Origin of the sequence: Streptococcus castoreus DSM 17536, assembly GCF_000425025.1 — a bacterium.
Lineage (GTDB): Bacteria > Bacillota > Bacilli > Lactobacillales > Streptococcaceae > Streptococcus > Streptococcus castoreus.
The window spans coordinates 27,706-46,008 of the sequence record NZ_AUKZ01000010.1; the positions used below are offsets into that span (position 1 = coordinate 27,706).

An 18,303-nucleotide genomic window follows, 5' to 3' on the forward strand; every position below is an offset into this window, starting at 1 on the left:
TATTTAATGTGTAATGATAATACTATCTTTTACAATAGATTGATTTAATCTGAAACTGTTTTTCTGGATAAATACTTGCAGCAATACTTGAGGCAATAAGGGATACAGTCACTACTTCTGAATTTCGTTGTAAAAGGCGCTTAACTTTAAATTGACTGTTAGAGCGGTCACTAGCGGCTATGGCACTTGTAATTAAAGAAACGATCAAATAATCCTTTTCATCTGCAGCGACATAGCCAGGAATTTTCTCCCATTCATCTGAAACTTCTGTTGATTTCGTGAGTAGTACTGGCTCTGTTATGGTCTTTTGATTAGAATGTTTAAACCATCTTTGGAAAAATTGCATGAACTACCTCCTTTCCACATTTGCCCATTTAGGGAACCTCTAAGCTTATTATATACTACCACCAATTTTTGAGATGATTTTTTTGTGTTCTTTCTAAGAGCGCTTTCAACCTTTCACAATCGCTTACAATAGTTACCCAATTTAAATAAAAAAGGTAACAAACCAACTTTTTAAATCAAAAAATAATAGGGCTCTAAACCCTTGATAATATTGCTTTATACGCTATTATAAACTTTTTGAATCTATCCTTACAACCTCTGGTTTATTTTCAAAATGGATTTTCAAATTGTTTTTTTTGTGTACTTCTGAACAAAGAAGTATTTCTTTTCTAAGCGCTTTCAACTATACTGAATTCATAAAATGAAAAAAGGAGATAACAATTATGTTATTAACAATTCTGGCTTATGCCATGATCATTGTCTTCATGTATGTTGTAATGAAGAAAAAAATGACCCCTTTTACAGCCTTGGTCATGATTCCATTGATAATGACAATTGCTGTCATACTTACTGGCTCGGCTGATTTCAATGCCGATGCGAAATTTGTTGCTTTTGTTGGTGAAAAAGGCATTGCCAAAAGTCTTACAGCTATTGGACCTATGGTGATGTATGGTATCAATAATACGGCTAAAACGGGTATCATGTTGCTCTTTGCCATTTTGTTCTTCTCAATTATGCTAGATGCAGGATTGTTTGATCCTATTACTGAAAAAATGATTCGCTTTGCAAAGGGCGATCCGATGAAGGTTCTTATTGCAACAGCGGTAGTTGCTGCTGCAGTGTCTCTTAATGGTGATGGGACAACAACGACCTTGATTTGTTGCTCTGCTTTCTTACCTATCTACAAGAAACTAGATATGAAAGTGATGAACCTAGGTGTTTTGATCATTCTTCAAAATACCATCATGAACCTCTTGCCATGGGGTGGTCCGACTGCTCGTGCTATGTCAGTCCTTAGCGTTGGTCCTGAAATTCTTGGTTACCTTGCACCAGGTATGATCCTATCACTTCTTTATGTGATTTGTTGGGTTGCTCCAAGTATGGGACGTAAGGAACGTGCAAGACTCGGTGTCGTTGACCTAACTGAGGATGAAATGCGTAAATTAACAGACATTACCGATCCGGATACACTTTCTATCCGTCGTCCTAAAAATTTTGTTTTTAACGCTATTTTAACCATCGGTTTAATTACGTGGTTAGTTGCCGGTTCTTTTGAAAAAAGCATTGCCATGGCACCACTTCTTCTCTTTGCTGTCGGTACTTGTATTGCTTTGATGGTCAATTACCCTGTGCTTAAAGACCAATCGAAACGTATTGGTGACAATGCTGGTGATGCGGTTCAAGTGGTTATCTTAGTCTTTGCAGCTGGTATCTTTATGGGACTTTTCCAAGGGTCTGGTATGGCTAGCGCTCTTGCACAAAGTTTTGCAACCATTATTCCAAAACAACTAGCAGGTTTCTGGGGACTTGTTATCGCCTTAATTTCTGCTCCTGGTACTTTCTTTATTTCAAATGATGGTTTCTATTACGGTATCCTTCCAGTCCTTGCAGAAGCTGGTGCTGAATATGGTTTTAGTAACATGGCTATGGCTCTTGCTTCTCTTATGGGACAAGCCTTCCACTTACTTAGCCCATTAGTCGCTTTCATCTATCTTCTTCTACGCTTAACAGGTCTTGATATGGGAGAATGGCAAAAAGAGGCTGCAAAATATGCCCTTATCATCTTTATTATCTTTGTTGTAACTATCATTGCTATGGGACAAATGCCACTTTACATCCCACAATAAGCCTTAAGCACTACCTTATTCCTTATGAGATGATTAAAGTCATGTTCTAGATGAGCATGACTTTCGTTTTTAAGAACGACTCAAGTCAGTAGTGATATGTTTCATAAATTGAAGTATAATAGAGTGAGGATACTAAAAACAAGGAGATAAAATGAATCCGATTATTGAAGCTGTAAAGAATAATCTTGACTTATCAAGAAATATCCCTTTGAAATTAGCCTTTTATAATGCGCTTAAAAAGACCATTATCTTGAGACAAATTCCTGTTGGAAGTCGTATTAATGAAAAAGAGTTTTCGATTGCGCTGAATATCAGCCGGACGCCTATTCGTTACGCTTTGGGATTATTGTCTGAAGAACACCTTGTGGAGCACATTCCTAAAAAGGGGATTATTGTCAAGGGAGTCAGTATTAAAGATGCTTGTGAAATTTTTGAAATTCGAAAAGCTCTGGAAACTCTGGCGACTACTCAAGCGATGCATTTAATGACCGAGGAAGATTTTAAGGTCATGCATGATTTGTTGGCAGACTGTGAAACCTTTATTGAAGAGGATGACATCAATCGTATTTTGGATAATTTCAATGCCTTTAACAATTTGATTTACGGTTATAGCCAAATGGTTCGCTTGAAGGAAATTGTAACAGAATTGCAAGCTTATTTGGTCTATTTTAGAAAAATTTCTATTTCTTCAGTTGAACGTCGCAAACGTGCCCTATCTGAACACTGGATGATTTATCGTGGGATGAAAAATAGAGATCATGAGCAAATTGCCTTGATTACACACGAACATCTCAATAGTTCTCTTGAGTTTATTCTTAAAGAAATGAGTCCTGATACAGATGACCAACACTAAGCTTATTCCTATTAGTCAATTTGCTCTAAAAGCACTACTGTATGAAGTATCACTATCACCTAAGCCTGGTCTAGTAGACCGTTTTGACAATGGCGCTCACGATGATATGACCTTTTCAACCTTTGTAGATAGTGCTATAGCGTTATCTCCCTTTTTTCAGGCTTACCTTGAAATAGGCTTTGATCATGCTGACAAGGAACCACTGTTGCTATTTAATCGTTTAAGGAATCTAGGAAAAAAAGCTGATCAGGCAATGTTTGCAGCAACTGATGGCATTAATACTCATAAAGGCTTGAATTTTTCCATGGCCTTGCTTCTTGGGGCAACAGGCTGCTATTTGGCAAAAAAAAAGAATTTATTGAAAAATTTAGAAAAATTCACTAAAGAAGATACTATTGCTATTTGTGATTTAGTGAAACCAATGACCACTCATTTAATCCAAGCGGACCTAAGTCACCTCAGTTCTAAACAAGAACTGACTTATGGTGAACAACTCTTTTTAAGCTATGGCATCAAGGGACCTCGTGGTGAGGCGAGTGAAGGATTTCCAACCCTGACCAAACAAGCTTTACCTTTCTTTCGTCAGATTGTAAAGCAAACTGATTCTGAAACCAGTCAACACTTACTTCTTGTTTATTTAATGTCCATTGTTGAAGATGGGAATCTGATTCATCGAGGAGGCATTGAATCATGGAAAAACATTCAAAGAGAGATGAAGCATTTATTCCAACAACAATTACCACCACAAGAGTTACTATCTGCTTTATCTGCTTATAATGAGCTGCTTATTCAACGGCATTTAAGTCCGGGTGGATCTGCTGACTTACTAGCCTTGAGTTTCTATTTTGCTTTTTTAGAAAGATTGCTTTAAAATGAGTGATTTCCCTACACCATAAACCCTTATTGACGAAAAACCACTGAACCAAATAATGAATAATGATAACGGAGGAATTAACTTGTCTACCTATACGATTGAACGTGTATTTCCTTTTGATCAGAAACGAATGAAATTAATCGACAAGCTATTAGCTGACCAACAGATTAGACGAGATCCTAACTTAGATTATAGTTGTGTTCTTCTTGATGAAAATAGGCAGATTATTGCTACAGGATCTTTATTTCAAAATAGCTTGCGCTGCTTAGCTATTTCTCAAAAATATCAAGGAGTAGGTTTATTGAATAAGCTTGTGTCGCATCTTGTTGAAGAGGCTTATTCTAGAGGATACTACCATCTCTTCATTTACACCAAAATAGTAGCCGCAAATTGGTTCAAGGGTCTTGGTTTCTATGAAATTGCCCACATAGGAGAAGAGTTGAGCTTTTTAGAGAATAGGCAGACAGGATTTGCAGACTATCTGACCCAGCTAGAAAACCCATCAATAGTTGGCAATAGAATAGCTGCGGTGGTCTTAAATGCTAACCCCTTTACCTTAGGTCACCTCCATTTGGTGGAAAAAGCTTGTGCTGAAAATGATTGGGTTCATCTCTTTTGTGTGAGTCAAGATAGCAGTTTGATTCCTTATCAGGTCCGCAAAGAATTAATCAAAAAGGGTACCCGCCATTTATCAAATATTACTTATCATGATACTGGTTCTTATATGATTAGTCAGGCAACTTTTCCCTCTTACTTTCAAAAAAATGACCTAACGGTTATTGATAGTCAAGCACGGTTAGACACTGTTATTTTTACTAAGATTGCCCGCTCTTTAAATGTCACAGATCGCTATGTCGGTGAGGAACCAACCAGCCTTGTAACCCAACGCTATAATCTTATCATGACTAATGAATTGCCTAAGCAAGGCATTACACTTCATGTCATCCCAAGAAAAACAGATACCCACGGAGAAATAATTAGCGCTTCACTCGTTCGTCAAGCTTTAAAAGATGGAAATAATCAACTCTTAGAACAGTTTCTGCCAAAAACCTCTTTTGATTTCTTTAATAGTGCAGCTGCTGAGCCGATTATAGCAATAATTAAAGCAACAACAGATGTGCATCACTATTAAAAACCTCTTTAGTTTTCTGGTACTAAAGAGGTTTTTAATAGTTTCAAATAAATGTCAAACAAAGTTCAAGATCTGCCAAGGCACGAGTAGCAATTGCTTCATAACGTTCCTTTTTATCACGAATCCGAGGACCTTCTAATGCTTTGATAATCCCAAAATTAACATTCATTGGTTGAAAGTGTTTGCTATCAGCATGGGTAATGTAATACGCAAGACTTCCAATAGCCGTTGTTTGAGGGAAAATAAGGGTTTCTTCTCCTTTGAATAAACGAGCCGCATTAATTCCTGCAACCAAACCTGATGCAGCAGACTCCACATAACCTTCAACTCCAGTCATTTGACCTGCAAAGAAAAGGTTACGATTGACGCGTGACTGAAACGTTTCTTGTAAAAGATTCGGAGAATCCATATAGGAATTGCGGTGCATGACCCCATAACGCACAAAGTCAGCATTTTCAAGCCCAGGAATCATTTGAAAAACACGTTTTTGTTCCCCCCATTTCAAATGCGTTTGGAAACCAACAATGTTATAGAGACTCCCTGCAGCATTGTCTTGACGCAATTGAACAACAGCATAGGGGGTCTTGTATGCACCATCACGGGGACCAGTATAAGTTTCAGGATACTCCAAACCAACTGGCTTCATTGGTCCGTATAGCATGGTTTTAATCCCACGTTTAGCCATGACTTCAATTGGCATACAGCCTTCAAAATACTTCTCTTTTTCAAAAGCATTAAGCGGTGCTTCTTCTGCTGCTATCAAGGCTTCATGAAAATTCATAAATTCTTCTTTGGTCATTGGACAATTAAGATAAGCCGCCTCTCCCTTATCATAACGAGATTTTAAATAAACCTTGTCCATGTTAATGCTCGCTTTATCAATAATTGGAGCAGCGGCATCATAAAAATAAAAACCTGATCCACCATTTAAAGCATGGATTTTTTCTGCCAAAGCATCTGATGTTAAAGGACCCGTTGCAATAATGGTAATAGCATCTGTTGGGATAACTGTCATTTCATCACGAATCACTTCAATCAATGGATGATTCTCTAGTTCGGCAGTCACTGCCTTGGCATAGCCTTCACGATCAACTGCCATAGCTCCGCCAGCTGGAACGCGATGCTCTTCTCCAATACGCATGATTAACGAATCTAAGCGACGCATTTCTTCTTTCAACAGACCAACAGCATTGGTCAAGCTATCACCACGAAAAGAATTGGAACAGACCAACTCAGCAAAATTGTCGGTTTTATGCTGAGGGGTTGCTTTGATCCCACGCATTTCATACAATTTAACAGGAATCCCACGTTTTGCAATCTGATAAGCTGCCTCAGAACCCGCCAAACCAGCACCAATAACATTAATATAAGATTGAGACAATAGACTAATACCTCTTTAAAAGGTAACTTGTCACAGCTACCTCTCACAAATCTTTCTAACTTATTTATCTGGATTATTATAACAGAAATAATGGAAAACCAAAAGAAAGAATTCCACAAAGAATGTCCTCACTAAGCGTGAATGAAATTAGAAAAAACAGATCCATGCAGCGATAAACACACTAAGAATACTAAACAAAGAACCAATCAAATAATACTCAGCAAAAGATGGGCTTTCTGAAATTTTATTGTAGCGAGCGATGGATTTAGCCGTAAAAACCAAACCAATAGAAGCAAACTGACCCATGACCATGCAAATGCCAATGACAATTCTTTCTAAAATACCAATAGTAGCTCCTGCCCCAGCAATAGTATCTATTTTCTGATCTTGATCAGGTTGGTATTTACTAAAAAATATTTTAAAGACAATATTGGTTGGTTTTGTAACGATAAGGCTAAAAAGAATAGTCGATAAAAGGCGATGATCTAACCAATTAGGAAAATCAGTTACGACTAAACGATGACTAGCAAAGACAATGATGACTAGGTGCAAACACTGATCCAGAAGAAAAAGCCCTACGTTTTTACCTTTCAGCCATCTTGCAACTTGAGGTTTCATCCAATCAATAAGGGCATGACTGACAAAAACTAAGAGACTGAGCCACCAAAGTTTGGGCATGATAGTCGTAAATATCAGTAATGGGATGCCGACACCAACTAGATGATACCCCAAATAGATTAAGTTTTCTCCTTTATGATCTGCGATTGTCTGACTTTGTAAATGATAATCAGATAACAGATGGCAAATAACTAACAGCGTCAGAACAGGCTGGTGATGTAAGTATTGAGACAAACCTTCAATCATTGTTCTCCTCCTCTTCATCATTTTCTCTGATTAATCGTAGCGCACTTTGGCGCGTCCTTAAATAAACTTTTAAATTACTACTTTTTAAACGTTTAGATAGAGCGCTTGAAGTAAGAGACAGCTGATCTCCCAATAGTTGTTGATCAAATTGTTCTTCATAGATTCCTTCAGATAGAAGCGCTTGAAATACAGCTAACTGACTGGCACGCCAATTCGATTTAATAGCTTCTCCAGCAGATAGTAAACTGTTTAAAAGTTCATCTCGATCATTATGCCCCGTTCGCACAGCTAATTGCGTATTTCCATAATCATTTTTTTGATGAACATAAGCAATCGCTTCTCTAGCATACCAGTAGGCTGGTCCATCGGCACCGATGCTAATCTCGGGATTAATAGCTGTTAAGATACGTCCCAGACCAATTCCAAATCTAAGTGGATAATCTCTCATTTCTTGAGTAATTAAATCAATAAGGTAAAAAATAGGTGCATTAACCTGAAATAAGCCTTGAAATTCGTCTCCTAATGTCAGAGATAAATTGGAAACTAAATAAGGCGCAAACCTCTTGTTTAATTTATCCAAACAATTTTTTAAACGTTCTTGTGCTTTGGAACGCTGTAAAAGCTGTTTAGACTGGATCATATCACCAATAAGCGCTAAATAAACCATCTTGTCTCCTTTCTTAAAGTCCATTATAACAGACCAATCAATAAAAGTCCATTATAAAGGAAATATATTAATAATGCCCTTATAATGGACTTAAACCATTCATCAATGAAATTCTTAGCGGTGATTTCTCTAATGACAACTAGGTTTTTGCTGGGTCAAAAGACTGTTTTTAATTAAAAAGAACGTGTTATTGACATTAATTCCAATTCCCTTGCACCGATTTATTTATCTATGACAGTAAGATTTACAAACAAAAATTATGAAAATGACTATTTTTTATAATTATCAAGTTTGGTAATATAAAAAATGCCTGCCCAGTACGTTGGATATTAAAAAAAGAGGACGATGATCGTCCTCTTTAGATGTTACTAATCATTCAATTCATGAGCTATAAGACAAGCGCTGCCACACTTAGAAATCTTTCTCATTTTTTATAAACGATATTAATTAACTTCCGTCATATTTCGAATATCATAGTGAATCGTTTTGCCTTTAGCTGTAAAAATAATGGTATCTTGATAGCTAAAAGCTTCCATGCTGACACGATAAGTTAAGGCAATCTTAGCTAAGCGTGATTGCAAGGTTTTTACATCAAGTCCATACTTCTTAGCAAGTTCTGCCATTTGGCGATCATAATCATCTTCTTCCATCGGTGCTGAAGAGTTTTCTTTTTCAGTCGGTTCTTCATCTGGTTTGTAAGTGTTCGATATGTTTTTATTTCCTTTCTTGCCGTGATCACTATCACTTCCCCAACCTTCTTTTTTAGGAAGAGCTGATGGGTTTTCCAAATAATATTTGATTGTAGCAAAGAAATCTCTCAAACTATACCCTTCTGGTGCAGTATATAACCCTTCATCAAACCAAGAAAAGCGTAAGTTATGATAATGGTCTAAATGAGGAATAACAAGGTAATCGCCTTGAACACTAACAGCATAAGCAGCATTGTACGGCATTTTTTCTAGAGGAATGATTTTTTCAGCCTTGACAGATTCATATAAAGCTCTAGCTGTAAGCGGCTTAGCCGTTTCTTCAGTTGGACGTTCTTTTTTTACGGATTCCCCTTTTTTCTTCTCCCAAAATGCTTTAGCTGCTGCCAGTTCTTTCTCTGATAACTCCTTTTTAGGAATCCAATGTTCGTGTCCCATGTGTGGTGTCACATAACCATCACCAGTATCCGCAATAATATCTGAAGGGTCAAAAATATAACCATCAGAAGTTGCATAATGACCTGCTGCTCGGGCGGCTTTGATTTCCTCAGCACTGTAAACAATTTTAGAATTTGGCTTGCCTTGTCGTTCCTGTAGTGGTGTCACCGGATGGTGCTCCTCTTTATCCAATCCAAGCTTGTCTTTAGGAGTAGACTTATCTGTTTCTTTTTCTGATTTTGGTTTTATTGGTGAAACGGTGCTATCGTCAATAGAAATACCATTTGCCTTAGCAATTAATTTCGTAATTTCTAATTCCAACGCGGACATGCTACGGTAATAAATAAAATGATAATGGTCACCATGAGGCACAGAGACACCATCTTTTGTAAAGCTATGAATTTGAGCAGGATCATAAACAAGACCATCTGACTCCACATGACGTTCTGATGTTGGTAAGGCATAAAGACGTGCCAAAAGGGCTTCATAATTATTGTTTTTAGGCGATTGCTGTTTAGGAACTGGTTGAACAATGGTCTTAGTACCATTACCATAAGAAGGGGGAAGGACTTCCCCTTTTTCAGGAGAATAAATAGGTCTCGTTGTCGCATGGTGCGAACTATTAGTGCCAATTGTTTTTGGCTGTACCTGTCCTTTATTTGCTTTAGCATTCCAATAAGCTTGTGCAGCAGCTAATTCTGAAGGAGATAAATCGGCTTTAGGAATGTAATGGAAATGATCGCCATGAGGAACCAAGAAAGCGTCCCCAAAGTCATTTATCACATCGGTCGGGCTAAAAATATAGCCATCATCTGTTGTGTAGCGTCCCTCTTTTTTAGCTGTTTTTATTGCTTCAGCATTAACGGTTTGAGATGATTTTAGCCCTTTTTTCCTAGCTTCCTTAGCACCTTTGGCAGCCTGTTCCGCAATTTGTGCTTTCGTCCTTATATTTTCGCGCTTACTACCCTCTTTTAAATAAAGATAATAATGTCCTTTAACTTTGATGATATAGCCATCCTTAACTTCATTAACAACATCTGCCCGATTAAATACATAAGATGGATCTTTGATAATAAGTTCCTCGCTAATTAAAGCGTTATAGGGAACTTTTCCATTGTAATAATGATAATGATCACCATGCGAAGTGACATAACCTTGGTCTGTAATTTTAACAACAATTTGCTCAGCAGAAATGCCTTCTTCTTGACTAATTTGTTCTGGTGTTTTTTCTGCCGCTAAAGATGCCTTTTTTGCCTTATTACGACCGGTATCTTTGACATAAGCTACCGCATTTTTTTGTGCATGCTCTGCCTGATATTTTCCCAACTCGTAACCACAGACACTACATAGAACTACAAGTGCTGCCGCTGCACCAATTAATTTTTTATGCTTCATTGTTTCCTCCTTTATTTTAATTCTTGATATAGAATTGTAAGGTTTTCTTTCACATTCTCCAAATAGGGCTTATTATTTTCTGGATCAGCTTCTAACGGACTTAACATTTTTAACTTAACACCAGTTGTTTTAGCAACAGTCTTAGCTAATTTTTGGGATACATTACGTTCTACAAAAATTGTTTTAACACGATACGTTTTAATAAAATCCCTAATTTCTGTCAACTGTCTAGCAGTCGGTTCCTGCTCTGGAGAAATGCCTGCAATTCCCAACTGTTTAAGCTGATAACGTTTGGCAAGATAAGAAAATGCCGTGTGCTGTGTCACAAAAGTTCTTGCTTTTACTTTTTTAAATTTGGCTTGAAAAGTTTCATTAATAGCAGTAGCCTCACTTCTAAAAGCTTTGGCATTTTTTTCATAAATAGCCCGATGTTTTGGATCAATACGTGCTAGCTGTTTTGCAATAATATCTGCTTCATCCGCTGCTAGCAAAGGATCAGACCAGGTGTGTGGATCATAAAGTCTAGCTGGATCAATCCCATCAGTCACAGGCACATCTTCTAGACCTTCTACCTTGTCCAAAGTCAATCCTTTTGAGGCTTCAATGATTTTAACTTTTGAATGATGTTTATTAGCATCTAGTTTACCTGCCCAAGCTTCCAAAGTATGAGAATGATAAATGAATAAATCCGCATCATATATAGCTGCAACATCATTAGGAGAAGGTTCAAAAGAATGAATCCCAGCCTTGGACTGAATCATCTTGACATCATTCAAATCTCCAGAAATATATTTGGTCATGGCATAAACTGGGTAAAAACTGGTTACAATACGTAGCCCACTCTTATCCTGTTTTGTCTGCTTTTGACAGGCTGTTATGAGTGGCAAGAATAAGCAACATAAAAGACCAAATCCTAAAGCAACATATTTTCTTTTCACGATAAGCTCCTTTCTAAATGATTAATCAGTTAAGCATCAGCGCAAAACGCTTCTTAACCAGTTAAGTATATGCCTCTTTGTTTTTTTTGTCAATCCCCTTTTTAGGGACTATTTTGTTTTAAAACGACTAAGAAAGGCTTTAAATCAATGCCTTATAGGAATTAATCTAGTTTAAAAAATTTTTTAACCAAGCAAAAAGCTAAGTCATCTAAACTCAGCTTTTGGGAATTATCAGTTAACTATTGAGAACAATCTTACTCGGCAACATTAGCGTTAATTTCATTTTCTTACTTCTTCTTAGCCACCAACAAATTGTTTAAAGAACTCAACAATTTGTTGCCAAATTCCCTTTCCTGCTTCAATAGCTTGACTAGCATTAAAATTAAGGTCAATGTGTTCAAAAGTTCCCTTAGCATTGCTTACAATGCTATTTTTTAACGTATTTAGGGTTTTAACAAATTGAGTATTGGTAATCACACCACTATTTGAAAGGTGACTAGCAAAATTAACAATTAGATTAATTTGGTTTGTGGTTATAACCTTTGTTAAATTATAATTTTTGAGCGTATCCTCAACAATTTTACGAATTTGGTCTTCAGTCAGATTATTCCCACCTTTGGCGATTGCTGCTTTAATATCTGTCAAGGCAACATTTAATTTGTCAGCATCATAACCTGCTTTACCTGCATTTTCAGCATTAATCCCTGAAAGAGCAGATAATTCTTCCTGAGCTAATTGCTTGTTTTCTTCTGGAACTTTAGCACCATTCTTTTCAAGAGAATAGTAAAGACCAGCTAAGGCAGATTCCCCCGTTACAGGAATAGGGGAAGCAACTTGGATATTGGCATGTTCGATACCAAGCGTAATAGCCGCATTTCGATACATATCCTGAGTTACTTTTTGAATATTTTCAGGCGTCACAATCTTAACTGTCAAGCTTTCCTTGGCACCCAACTTTTGAATTCGTACAGAAGAATAGAGTTGAATACCTGGATCATCTGCCACATTCATAATAGCTGCATAGGCAGTGGTATTGAGCGTTTTTACCTTTTTGTCTTTAACATTATTGTAGTTTAACAGTGCTAACGTTTGATTTTTTTGTTCAGGAGACAGTGAATATCCTAAAACATAATCTGGCTGAACGTAGCTTTCGTCAATAACATTCTGAACCTGATTTGTCGCTGCATAAGCTGTCTGAACAGTTAGTACCGAAGCCAAAACAAGAGCACCTACAACTAATTTTTTTCCATACGTCATTTTTTACCTCTTTAATTAAAATGGATTTCCCATGTCATGGTAATGTCACAGCATAATTCTATGGCGCAATAATTAACCAATCCACTTGTCTTTTTCAAAATCTAATGGAATTATTGTAACATTTTTATCTTCGGAAAACGATAAAAAAACAATCAACCAAACTTCAAATAAAAAGCCTGTCAGAATAATTCCTCACAGGACTAGAATAACATTATCATCACATGATGGCATTCAAAATTGGCTTAGTTCTCTTTCACTGTCCGAAGATTTTCTCGACGATTTTGATCCTTAAGGTAAACATAATAATTGTCATTAACTTTAACGATATAACCATTATTAATCTCAGTCACAACATGACTAGCATTAAACTGATAACCTTTTGGAGTCAATAATTCCGATGAAAATAAACTATCAAAAGGCACCTCTCCATTATAAAAATGGTAATGATCCCCATGTAATGTCACAAAACCATCATCTGAAACAGAAACAACAATTTGTTCAGCAGCTATTTTTTCTTCTTTATTAATCTGTTCCGGTGTTTTATGATTCTCGTCTTTCAATACTTTTTCTTTAGAATGGCTGTGCTGCCTTGTTTTATTGTTTTTATTAGCATGTGAATGACTAGATGGACTGCCGCAGGCTGACATTCCAAACAAGACAAGTAGCAATAATAAACTAAGGTAGATACGTTTACTCATTTTTCCTTCTCCAAAACACAGTAGAGTGTTTCTAAATTCATTTCAAGATTATCAAGGTAGCTCTTCTGATTGTTTGGGACTATTTCGAGAGGACTCAAGCGTTGAATACCGATTCCACTGCTTTTCGCCAAGGTTTTCGCCAACTTATCTGAAGTATTTTCTTCCATCAAAATTGTTTTCACACCATACCTTTTAATGAAACGGTTCATCTCAGCCAACTGTTGCGGACTAGGCTCCTGTTCTGGTGATACCCCTGCAATGCCTAGTTGTTTTAAACCAAATCGTTTCGCTAAATATGAAAAAGCAGTGTGCTGAGTAACAAAAGTATGATGTGAGAGACTGGCAAATTTGGTTTGGTAGTGATCAACGAGCTTTTGTGCTTTTTGTTTAAAGCGCTTTGCATTTTTAAAGTAATAATCCTTATGAACAGGATCTTTCTGCGCTAGTAATTTGGCAATACTATCAGCTTCTTGACTTGCTAAAATAGGATCTGTCCAAGTATGAGGATCATTTAGAGAATCAGCAGACATTCCTTTTTTTAAGGGCACTTTTTCCAATCCCTGAACTCTCTCTAAAGGCAATTTAGCAGCTCCCTCTAAGACAGTAATGCCCTTTTTTTCTAGCTGAGGAGCTAAATCTGCTGCCCAAGCTTCTAAAATCCTAGAGTGGTAAATGAATATCTCTCCATCGTACAACTTTGCTACCTGATTAGGACTTGGTTCATAAGCATGAATACTGACATTTTTAACCACTAAGTCAATCTGATTCAAATTTCCAGAAACTTCTTTGGTTAACGCATATACAGGATAGAAACTTGTTTTGATTTGAAGACCATTTGCCTCTTTCTGACTCACCTGTTGACACCCAGATAAAACAAGCAACAGTATTCCTGTTATTAGACTTCTTAGCATTAATGTAGTGTGTTTGAACATACTTACTCTCTTAACTAGTTAATAATCTATAGCATACCATCCTTCCATTCTCCTGTCAATCTCCGATTATTTGAATTCATAAAAGTTTCTTAACTTGAAACAAAAACACTTGCTCCCATCAATTTAATTAACGAATAATTACTTCTCTTACTCATGCAATTCCAAAGGAAGACCGTCTGGATCAAAAAAGAAAGTCATCTTTTTATGAGTATAATCATCACATCTGATCGGTTCGACCGGAATACCTAAGCTTAATAGTCTTTCCACATAAGCTTCAATATTATCTACACGAAAAGCCAAATGCCTTAAACCACAAGCTTCTCTATCAAACTCCGGTCTACCAATGCGCTTTGGTGGCATTTGATAAGCAGGATCACTAATGACATTTCCAAAAATTTCTAGTTCAACCTGACCACAGGCTAAATCCAATTTATAATCATGCCGTTCCGGTCTATAATTTTCACGGATAATCGGAAATCCCAGTTTATTGACATAAAATTCCTTTGATTTTTCATAATCAGAAACAATAATCGCCACATGGTGAATAGCATCCAATTTCATGACAGTACTCCTTTCAAACGAAAAAGTAGGATAAGGAATATGACCCCCTCAACCCTACTTTTATCCAATACTTGATAAATAACCTATCGTTAACTAGAAATTTGATTATAAGAATGGTTAAAGGCTTTCAAAACATTGGCTGGCGCCTTATCAAAGTCATATTCTGTCTTTAACTGTCCTTTAACAATAATACGTTCCGTAGCTTCTAGGTCTGTACAGGTAACTAGAGTCACTTCTTTTAGTCCAGGTGTGTCATTGATAACATCAACACGCTCAGGGGTTACGGTGAAAACATCGTTAATAACATATTCATAGATCTTTTCTTTATCAGTAAGATAAATAGACATCCCGTTTTTGGCTTTTTCAAGTGGTGAAAAAAGCATCTGTGATGAACCTGCCATATTGAAAATGTGATGGCTGGCAAGTGAATAATTATTATCACCGCCCATCACTTGATCTTCTTTCATGGTACCGGCACCATACATCAATTCTACATTTCCTAATCCTTTGAAAATAGGTAGGTTAATACCAACATCTGGTATTGCAATACCTCCTATTACTGGAAGCTGCTGTGATGCCATCTGAGCCTGTGCTCGCAAAACAGCCTCTGTGCTGACAGGCTTGACAGCTTGAAAATCAAAAGTTGATTTTGCTTTCTTATTCTTTTTAATCGCTTTCTTTGACACTTTGGTTACTTGATATTTGTTAGAATTCCAAGCAATTAAAGTGTTTCGAATCGGTTTATTAAAGAGTAAACCGAAGCCCACAATCAAGAGAATTACAATTAGTAACTTTCTTCCCCAAGACATAGCTCTTCTTTTTTGGCGTTTTTGACGCCTATGCTTTCTTGCCATTTATTTTTATTCCTCGCTAACATTTATTTCTGTATTTTCTAAAGTCATTTCAGTTGAAGGGCTGCCTTCAGTTTCCGATTGAACTAGGGCAAAGGTGACAATTTTAGCATCTGCATCACGTTTCATGACTCTGACACCCAAGGTTGCACGTCCTGTTTGTGAAATATTAGCAACGCTAGTCCGAATAATGACTCCTTTATCAGTAATAACCATAATATCTTCTGTACCATCTACTGTAACAAGACCGGCTAATTGCCCATTTTTAGAGGTAATATTCGCTGTTTTAATTCCTTTACCCCCTCTACCTTTTGTTGGGTATTCTGCGGCATTGGTACGCTTACCATAACCATTTTCAGTAATCACCAATACTTCTTGAGTGTCGTTAATACGTGAGGCACCCACAACTTTATCATCTTCACGCAACTTAACCCCACGAACACCAGTAGCTGAACGCCCCATGTAACGGATGCTTTCCTCATTGAAACGAACAGAGTAACCCGACTGAGTACCAATAATAATATCTTCCTTGCCATCGGTCAACAAGACATTAATTAATTGATCTCCTTCTTTAAGGTTTAAGGCACGCAGTCCACTTTGACGAATATTGCTAAATTCTGAAACTTCCGTACGTTTAACAATTCCTTGCCTGGTTGTAAAGAAGAATGACTTGTCTGTAACGTCTTCTTTTCGCACATTGATAATGGTTTGAATGGTTTCTGCATCATCTAATTTTAATAAATTAACAATCGGAAGACCTTTGGCAGTTCGACCATATTCTGGAATTTCATAGGCTTTTAAGCGATAAACACGTCCAAAATTGGTGAAGAACAGCAACGTGTCATGGGTACTAGTGGAAACTAATTCACGGACAAAATCGTCATCATTGACACCTGTCCCTTGGATTCCACGTCCCCCACGTTTTTGAGCACGAAATTCATCTTGAGCTAACCGTTTGATATAACCTTTATTCGATAGAGTGATCAAAACATCTTCTTCTTCAATCAAATCCTCATCCTCTAGAGAGAGTACTTCTCCGACCATTAATTCTGTCCGACGTGGATTAGCATACTTGCGCTTAATCTCATCCATCTCTTCCTTGATAATAGCAACAACACGGTCTGGTTTCGCCAAAATATCTGCTAAATCAGCAATTAGTGCCAGTAAATCATCGTATTCAGCTTGAATTTTATCCCGTTCCAAGCCTGTCAAACGGCGCAAACGCATATCTAAAATCGCTTGACTTTGACGTTCTGATAAGTTAAAACGTGCTATCAGTTCGGTTTGAGCAATAACATCTGTTTCACTGTTTCGAATAATAGCAATCACTTCATCTAAGTGATCTAAGGCAATCAACAGTCCCTCTAAAATGTGAGCTCTTGCCTCAGCCTTGTCCTTGTCAAATTGCGTCCGACGAGTGATAACCTCTTTTTGGTGACGAATGTAATTGTCAATAATTTGTCTCAGCGATAAAATTTTGGGGACACCATTTTCGATAGCCAGCATGTTAAAACTAAAGTTGGTCTGAAGACTGGTTAATTTGAAGAGATTATTTAAAATGACGTTGGCGGAAGCATCACGACGAATTTCAATCACAAAGCGAACACCTTCACGATTAGATTCATCACGAACAGCTGTAATGCCTTCAATGCGTTTTTCTTGTGCTAAGCGAACAATATGTTCATGCACTTTCGTTTTGTTAACGCCATAAGGAAATTCTGTAACAACTATACGTTCACGACCTGTTTTGGTTGTTTCAATTTCAGTACGTGATCTTAAAACGATAGAACCCTTACCGGTATCATAGGCTCTATGAATTCCTGATCGTCCCATAACAAGGGCACCAGTTGGAAAATCCGGTCCAGGAATAACTTCCATTAACTCTCTAGTTGTGCAATCAGGATTTTCCATCACCATTTTAACAGCATCAATAGATTCTGCCAAATTATGAGGCGGAATATTGGTTGCCATACCAACTGCAATACCAGTGGCACCATTGACTAACAAATTAGGAAAACGTGCTGGTAAAACTAAAGGTTCTTTTTCACTTCCGTCATAGTTATCTTGAAAGTCAACAGTATTTTTATTGATGTCTCGTAAAAGTTCCAGAGCAATTTTACTCATCCGCGCTTCGGTATAACGCTGCGCCGCTGCGCCATCACCATCCATCGAACCGAAGTTTCCATGACCATCAACAAGCATGTGACGGTAACTCCACCATTGCGCCATACGAACCATCGCTTCGTAAATAGAAGAATCTCCGTGTGGGTGGTATTTACCCATAACATCACCAGTAATACGCGCTGACTTCTTATGTGGTTTATCAGGCATAACTCCTAGTTCATTCATTCCATAAAGAATCCGTCTATGAACAGGTTTTAAACCATCACGTACATCTGGCAATGCCCTAGCCACAATAACACTCATGGCATAATCAATGAAACTTGTTTTCATTTCATTTGTCAGATTGACGTCAATTAAATTTCTATCTTGCATTTAAGGAATGCTCCTTTTCTAGTCAATACTACGTTTTATTATATCACAAAATCCGTATTTTTTCTTATTGGTAACGATTTCAGAAAACCATTTTCATTATTTTTCTGAATTCCATGACAAACACATG

Annotated in this window: 16 protein-coding genes and 1 pseudogene; 4 read left to right on the forward strand and 13 right to left on the reverse strand. The window is 37.2% G+C overall.

Annotated elements, in window-relative coordinates; genetic code table 11:
- Window positions 1-22 precede the first annotated feature (22 nt).
- Window positions 23-346 carry a hypothetical protein gene (locus H346_RS0104380; RefSeq protein WP_027970019.1) on the reverse strand — a complete coding sequence of 108 codons (324 nt, stop codon included), beginning with the start codon at window positions 344-346 and terminating at the stop codon, window positions 23-25.
- A 382-nt stretch (window positions 347-728) separates the two neighbouring features.
- On the opposite strand from H346_RS0104380, the gene H346_RS0104385 reads away from it, so the two are divergent.
- The 4 genes from H346_RS0104385 to citC all read left to right on the forward strand — a co-directional run bounded on the left by H346_RS0104385 (window position 729) and on the right by citC (window position 4,991).
- Entirely contained in the window at window positions 729-2,132 is a 1,404-nt protein-coding gene (locus H346_RS0104385) for a CitMHS family transporter (RefSeq protein ID WP_027970020.1), read from the forward strand.
- A 151-nt stretch (window positions 2,133-2,283) separates the two neighbouring features.
- A complete protein-coding gene (locus H346_RS0104390) occupies window positions 2,284-2,985 on the forward strand; it encodes a GntR family transcriptional regulator (RefSeq protein ID WP_027970021.1) in 702 nt (233 codons plus the stop codon).
- On the forward strand, window positions 2,972-3,856 hold the full coding sequence (gene citG / locus H346_RS0104395; RefSeq protein ID WP_027970022.1) for a triphosphoribosyl-dephospho-CoA synthase CitG: 885 nt from the start codon (window positions 2,972-2,974) through the stop codon (window positions 3,854-3,856). Before H346_RS0104390 ends, citG begins: the two co-directional genes overlap by 14 nt.
- Window positions 3,857-3,941: 85 nt before the next feature.
- Complete coding sequence (citC, locus tag H346_RS0104400) at window positions 3,942-4,991, forward strand: [citrate (pro-3S)-lyase] ligase (protein ID WP_027970023.1); 1,050 nt, start codon at window positions 3,942-3,944, stop codon at window positions 4,989-4,991.
- A 43-nt stretch (window positions 4,992-5,034) separates the two neighbouring features.
- Here the strand turns inward: citC and trmFO are convergent, their stop codons facing one another.
- The 12 genes and pseudogenes from trmFO to gyrA all read right to left on the reverse strand — a co-directional run bounded on the left by trmFO (window position 5,035) and on the right by gyrA (window position 18,176).
- Window positions 5,035-6,372 carry a methylenetetrahydrofolate--tRNA-(uracil(54)-C(5))-methyltransferase (FADH(2)-oxidizing) TrmFO gene (trmFO, locus tag H346_RS0104405; protein WP_037562611.1) on the reverse strand — a complete coding sequence of 446 codons (1,338 nt, stop codon included), beginning with the start codon at window positions 6,370-6,372 and terminating at the stop codon, window positions 5,035-5,037.
- 147 nt (window positions 6,373-6,519) lie between these two features.
- Window positions 6,520-7,236: a DUF3307 domain-containing protein gene (locus H346_RS0104410; RefSeq protein WP_027970025.1), complete on the reverse strand. Its 717-nt coding sequence runs from the start codon at window positions 7,234-7,236 to the stop codon at window positions 6,520-6,522.
- Window positions 7,229-7,903, reverse strand: coding sequence for a SatD family protein (locus H346_RS0104415; protein ID WP_027970026.1), 675 nt, complete (start codon window positions 7,901-7,903; stop codon window positions 7,229-7,231). The genes H346_RS0104410 and H346_RS0104415 overlap by 8 nt, the downstream gene beginning before the upstream one ends.
- 443 nt (window positions 7,904-8,346) lie before the next feature.
- Window positions 8,347-9,378: a pneumococcal-type histidine triad protein gene (locus H346_RS11030; protein ID WP_425262075.1), complete on the reverse strand. Its 1,032-nt coding sequence runs from the start codon at window positions 9,376-9,378 to the stop codon at window positions 8,347-8,349.
- Window positions 9,354-10,443, reverse strand: a pseudogene (locus tag H346_RS11035) (pneumococcal-type histidine triad protein); the annotation flags it as partial. The gene H346_RS11030 and the pseudogene H346_RS11035, both read right to left, overlap by 25 nt.
- An 11-nt stretch (window positions 10,444-10,454) precedes the next feature.
- Window positions 10,455-11,381 carry a metal ABC transporter solute-binding protein, Zn/Mn family gene (locus H346_RS0104425; RefSeq protein WP_027970028.1) on the reverse strand — a complete coding sequence of 309 codons (927 nt, stop codon included), beginning with the start codon at window positions 11,379-11,381 and terminating at the stop codon, window positions 10,455-10,457.
- A 297-nt stretch (window positions 11,382-11,678) separates the two neighbouring features.
- Window positions 11,679-12,638 carry a DUF1002 domain-containing protein gene (locus tag H346_RS0104430; RefSeq protein WP_027970029.1) on the reverse strand — a complete coding sequence of 320 codons (960 nt, stop codon included), beginning with the start codon at window positions 12,636-12,638 and terminating at the stop codon, window positions 11,679-11,681.
- A gap of 242 nt (window positions 12,639-12,880) precedes the next feature.
- The gene (locus H346_RS0104435; protein ID WP_027970030.1) at window positions 12,881-13,336 is read right to left on the reverse strand and encodes a pneumococcal-type histidine triad protein; all 456 of its coding nucleotides are present in this window, start codon (window positions 13,334-13,336) and stop codon (window positions 12,881-12,883) included.
- Complete coding sequence (locus tag H346_RS0104440) at window positions 13,333-14,268, reverse strand: metal ABC transporter solute-binding protein, Zn/Mn family (protein WP_027970031.1); 936 nt, start codon at window positions 14,266-14,268, stop codon at window positions 13,333-13,335. The genes H346_RS0104435 and H346_RS0104440 overlap by 4 nt, the downstream gene beginning before the upstream one ends.
- A gap of 147 nt (window positions 14,269-14,415) precedes the next feature.
- A complete protein-coding gene (gloA2, locus tag H346_RS0104445) occupies window positions 14,416-14,829 on the reverse strand; it encodes an SMU1112c/YaeR family gloxylase I-like metalloprotein (protein WP_027970032.1) in 414 nt (137 codons plus the stop codon).
- A gap of 89 nt (window positions 14,830-14,918) precedes the next feature.
- The gene (locus H346_RS0104450) at window positions 14,919-15,683 is read right to left on the reverse strand and encodes a class A sortase (RefSeq protein ID WP_027970033.1); all 765 of its coding nucleotides are present in this window, start codon (window positions 15,681-15,683) and stop codon (window positions 14,919-14,921) included.
- A 6-nt stretch (window positions 15,684-15,689) separates the two neighbouring features.
- On the reverse strand, window positions 15,690-18,176 hold the full coding sequence (gene gyrA, locus H346_RS0104455) for a DNA gyrase subunit A (protein ID WP_027970034.1): 2,487 nt from the start codon (window positions 18,174-18,176) through the stop codon (window positions 15,690-15,692).
- Window positions 18,177-18,303 lie beyond the last annotated feature (127 nt).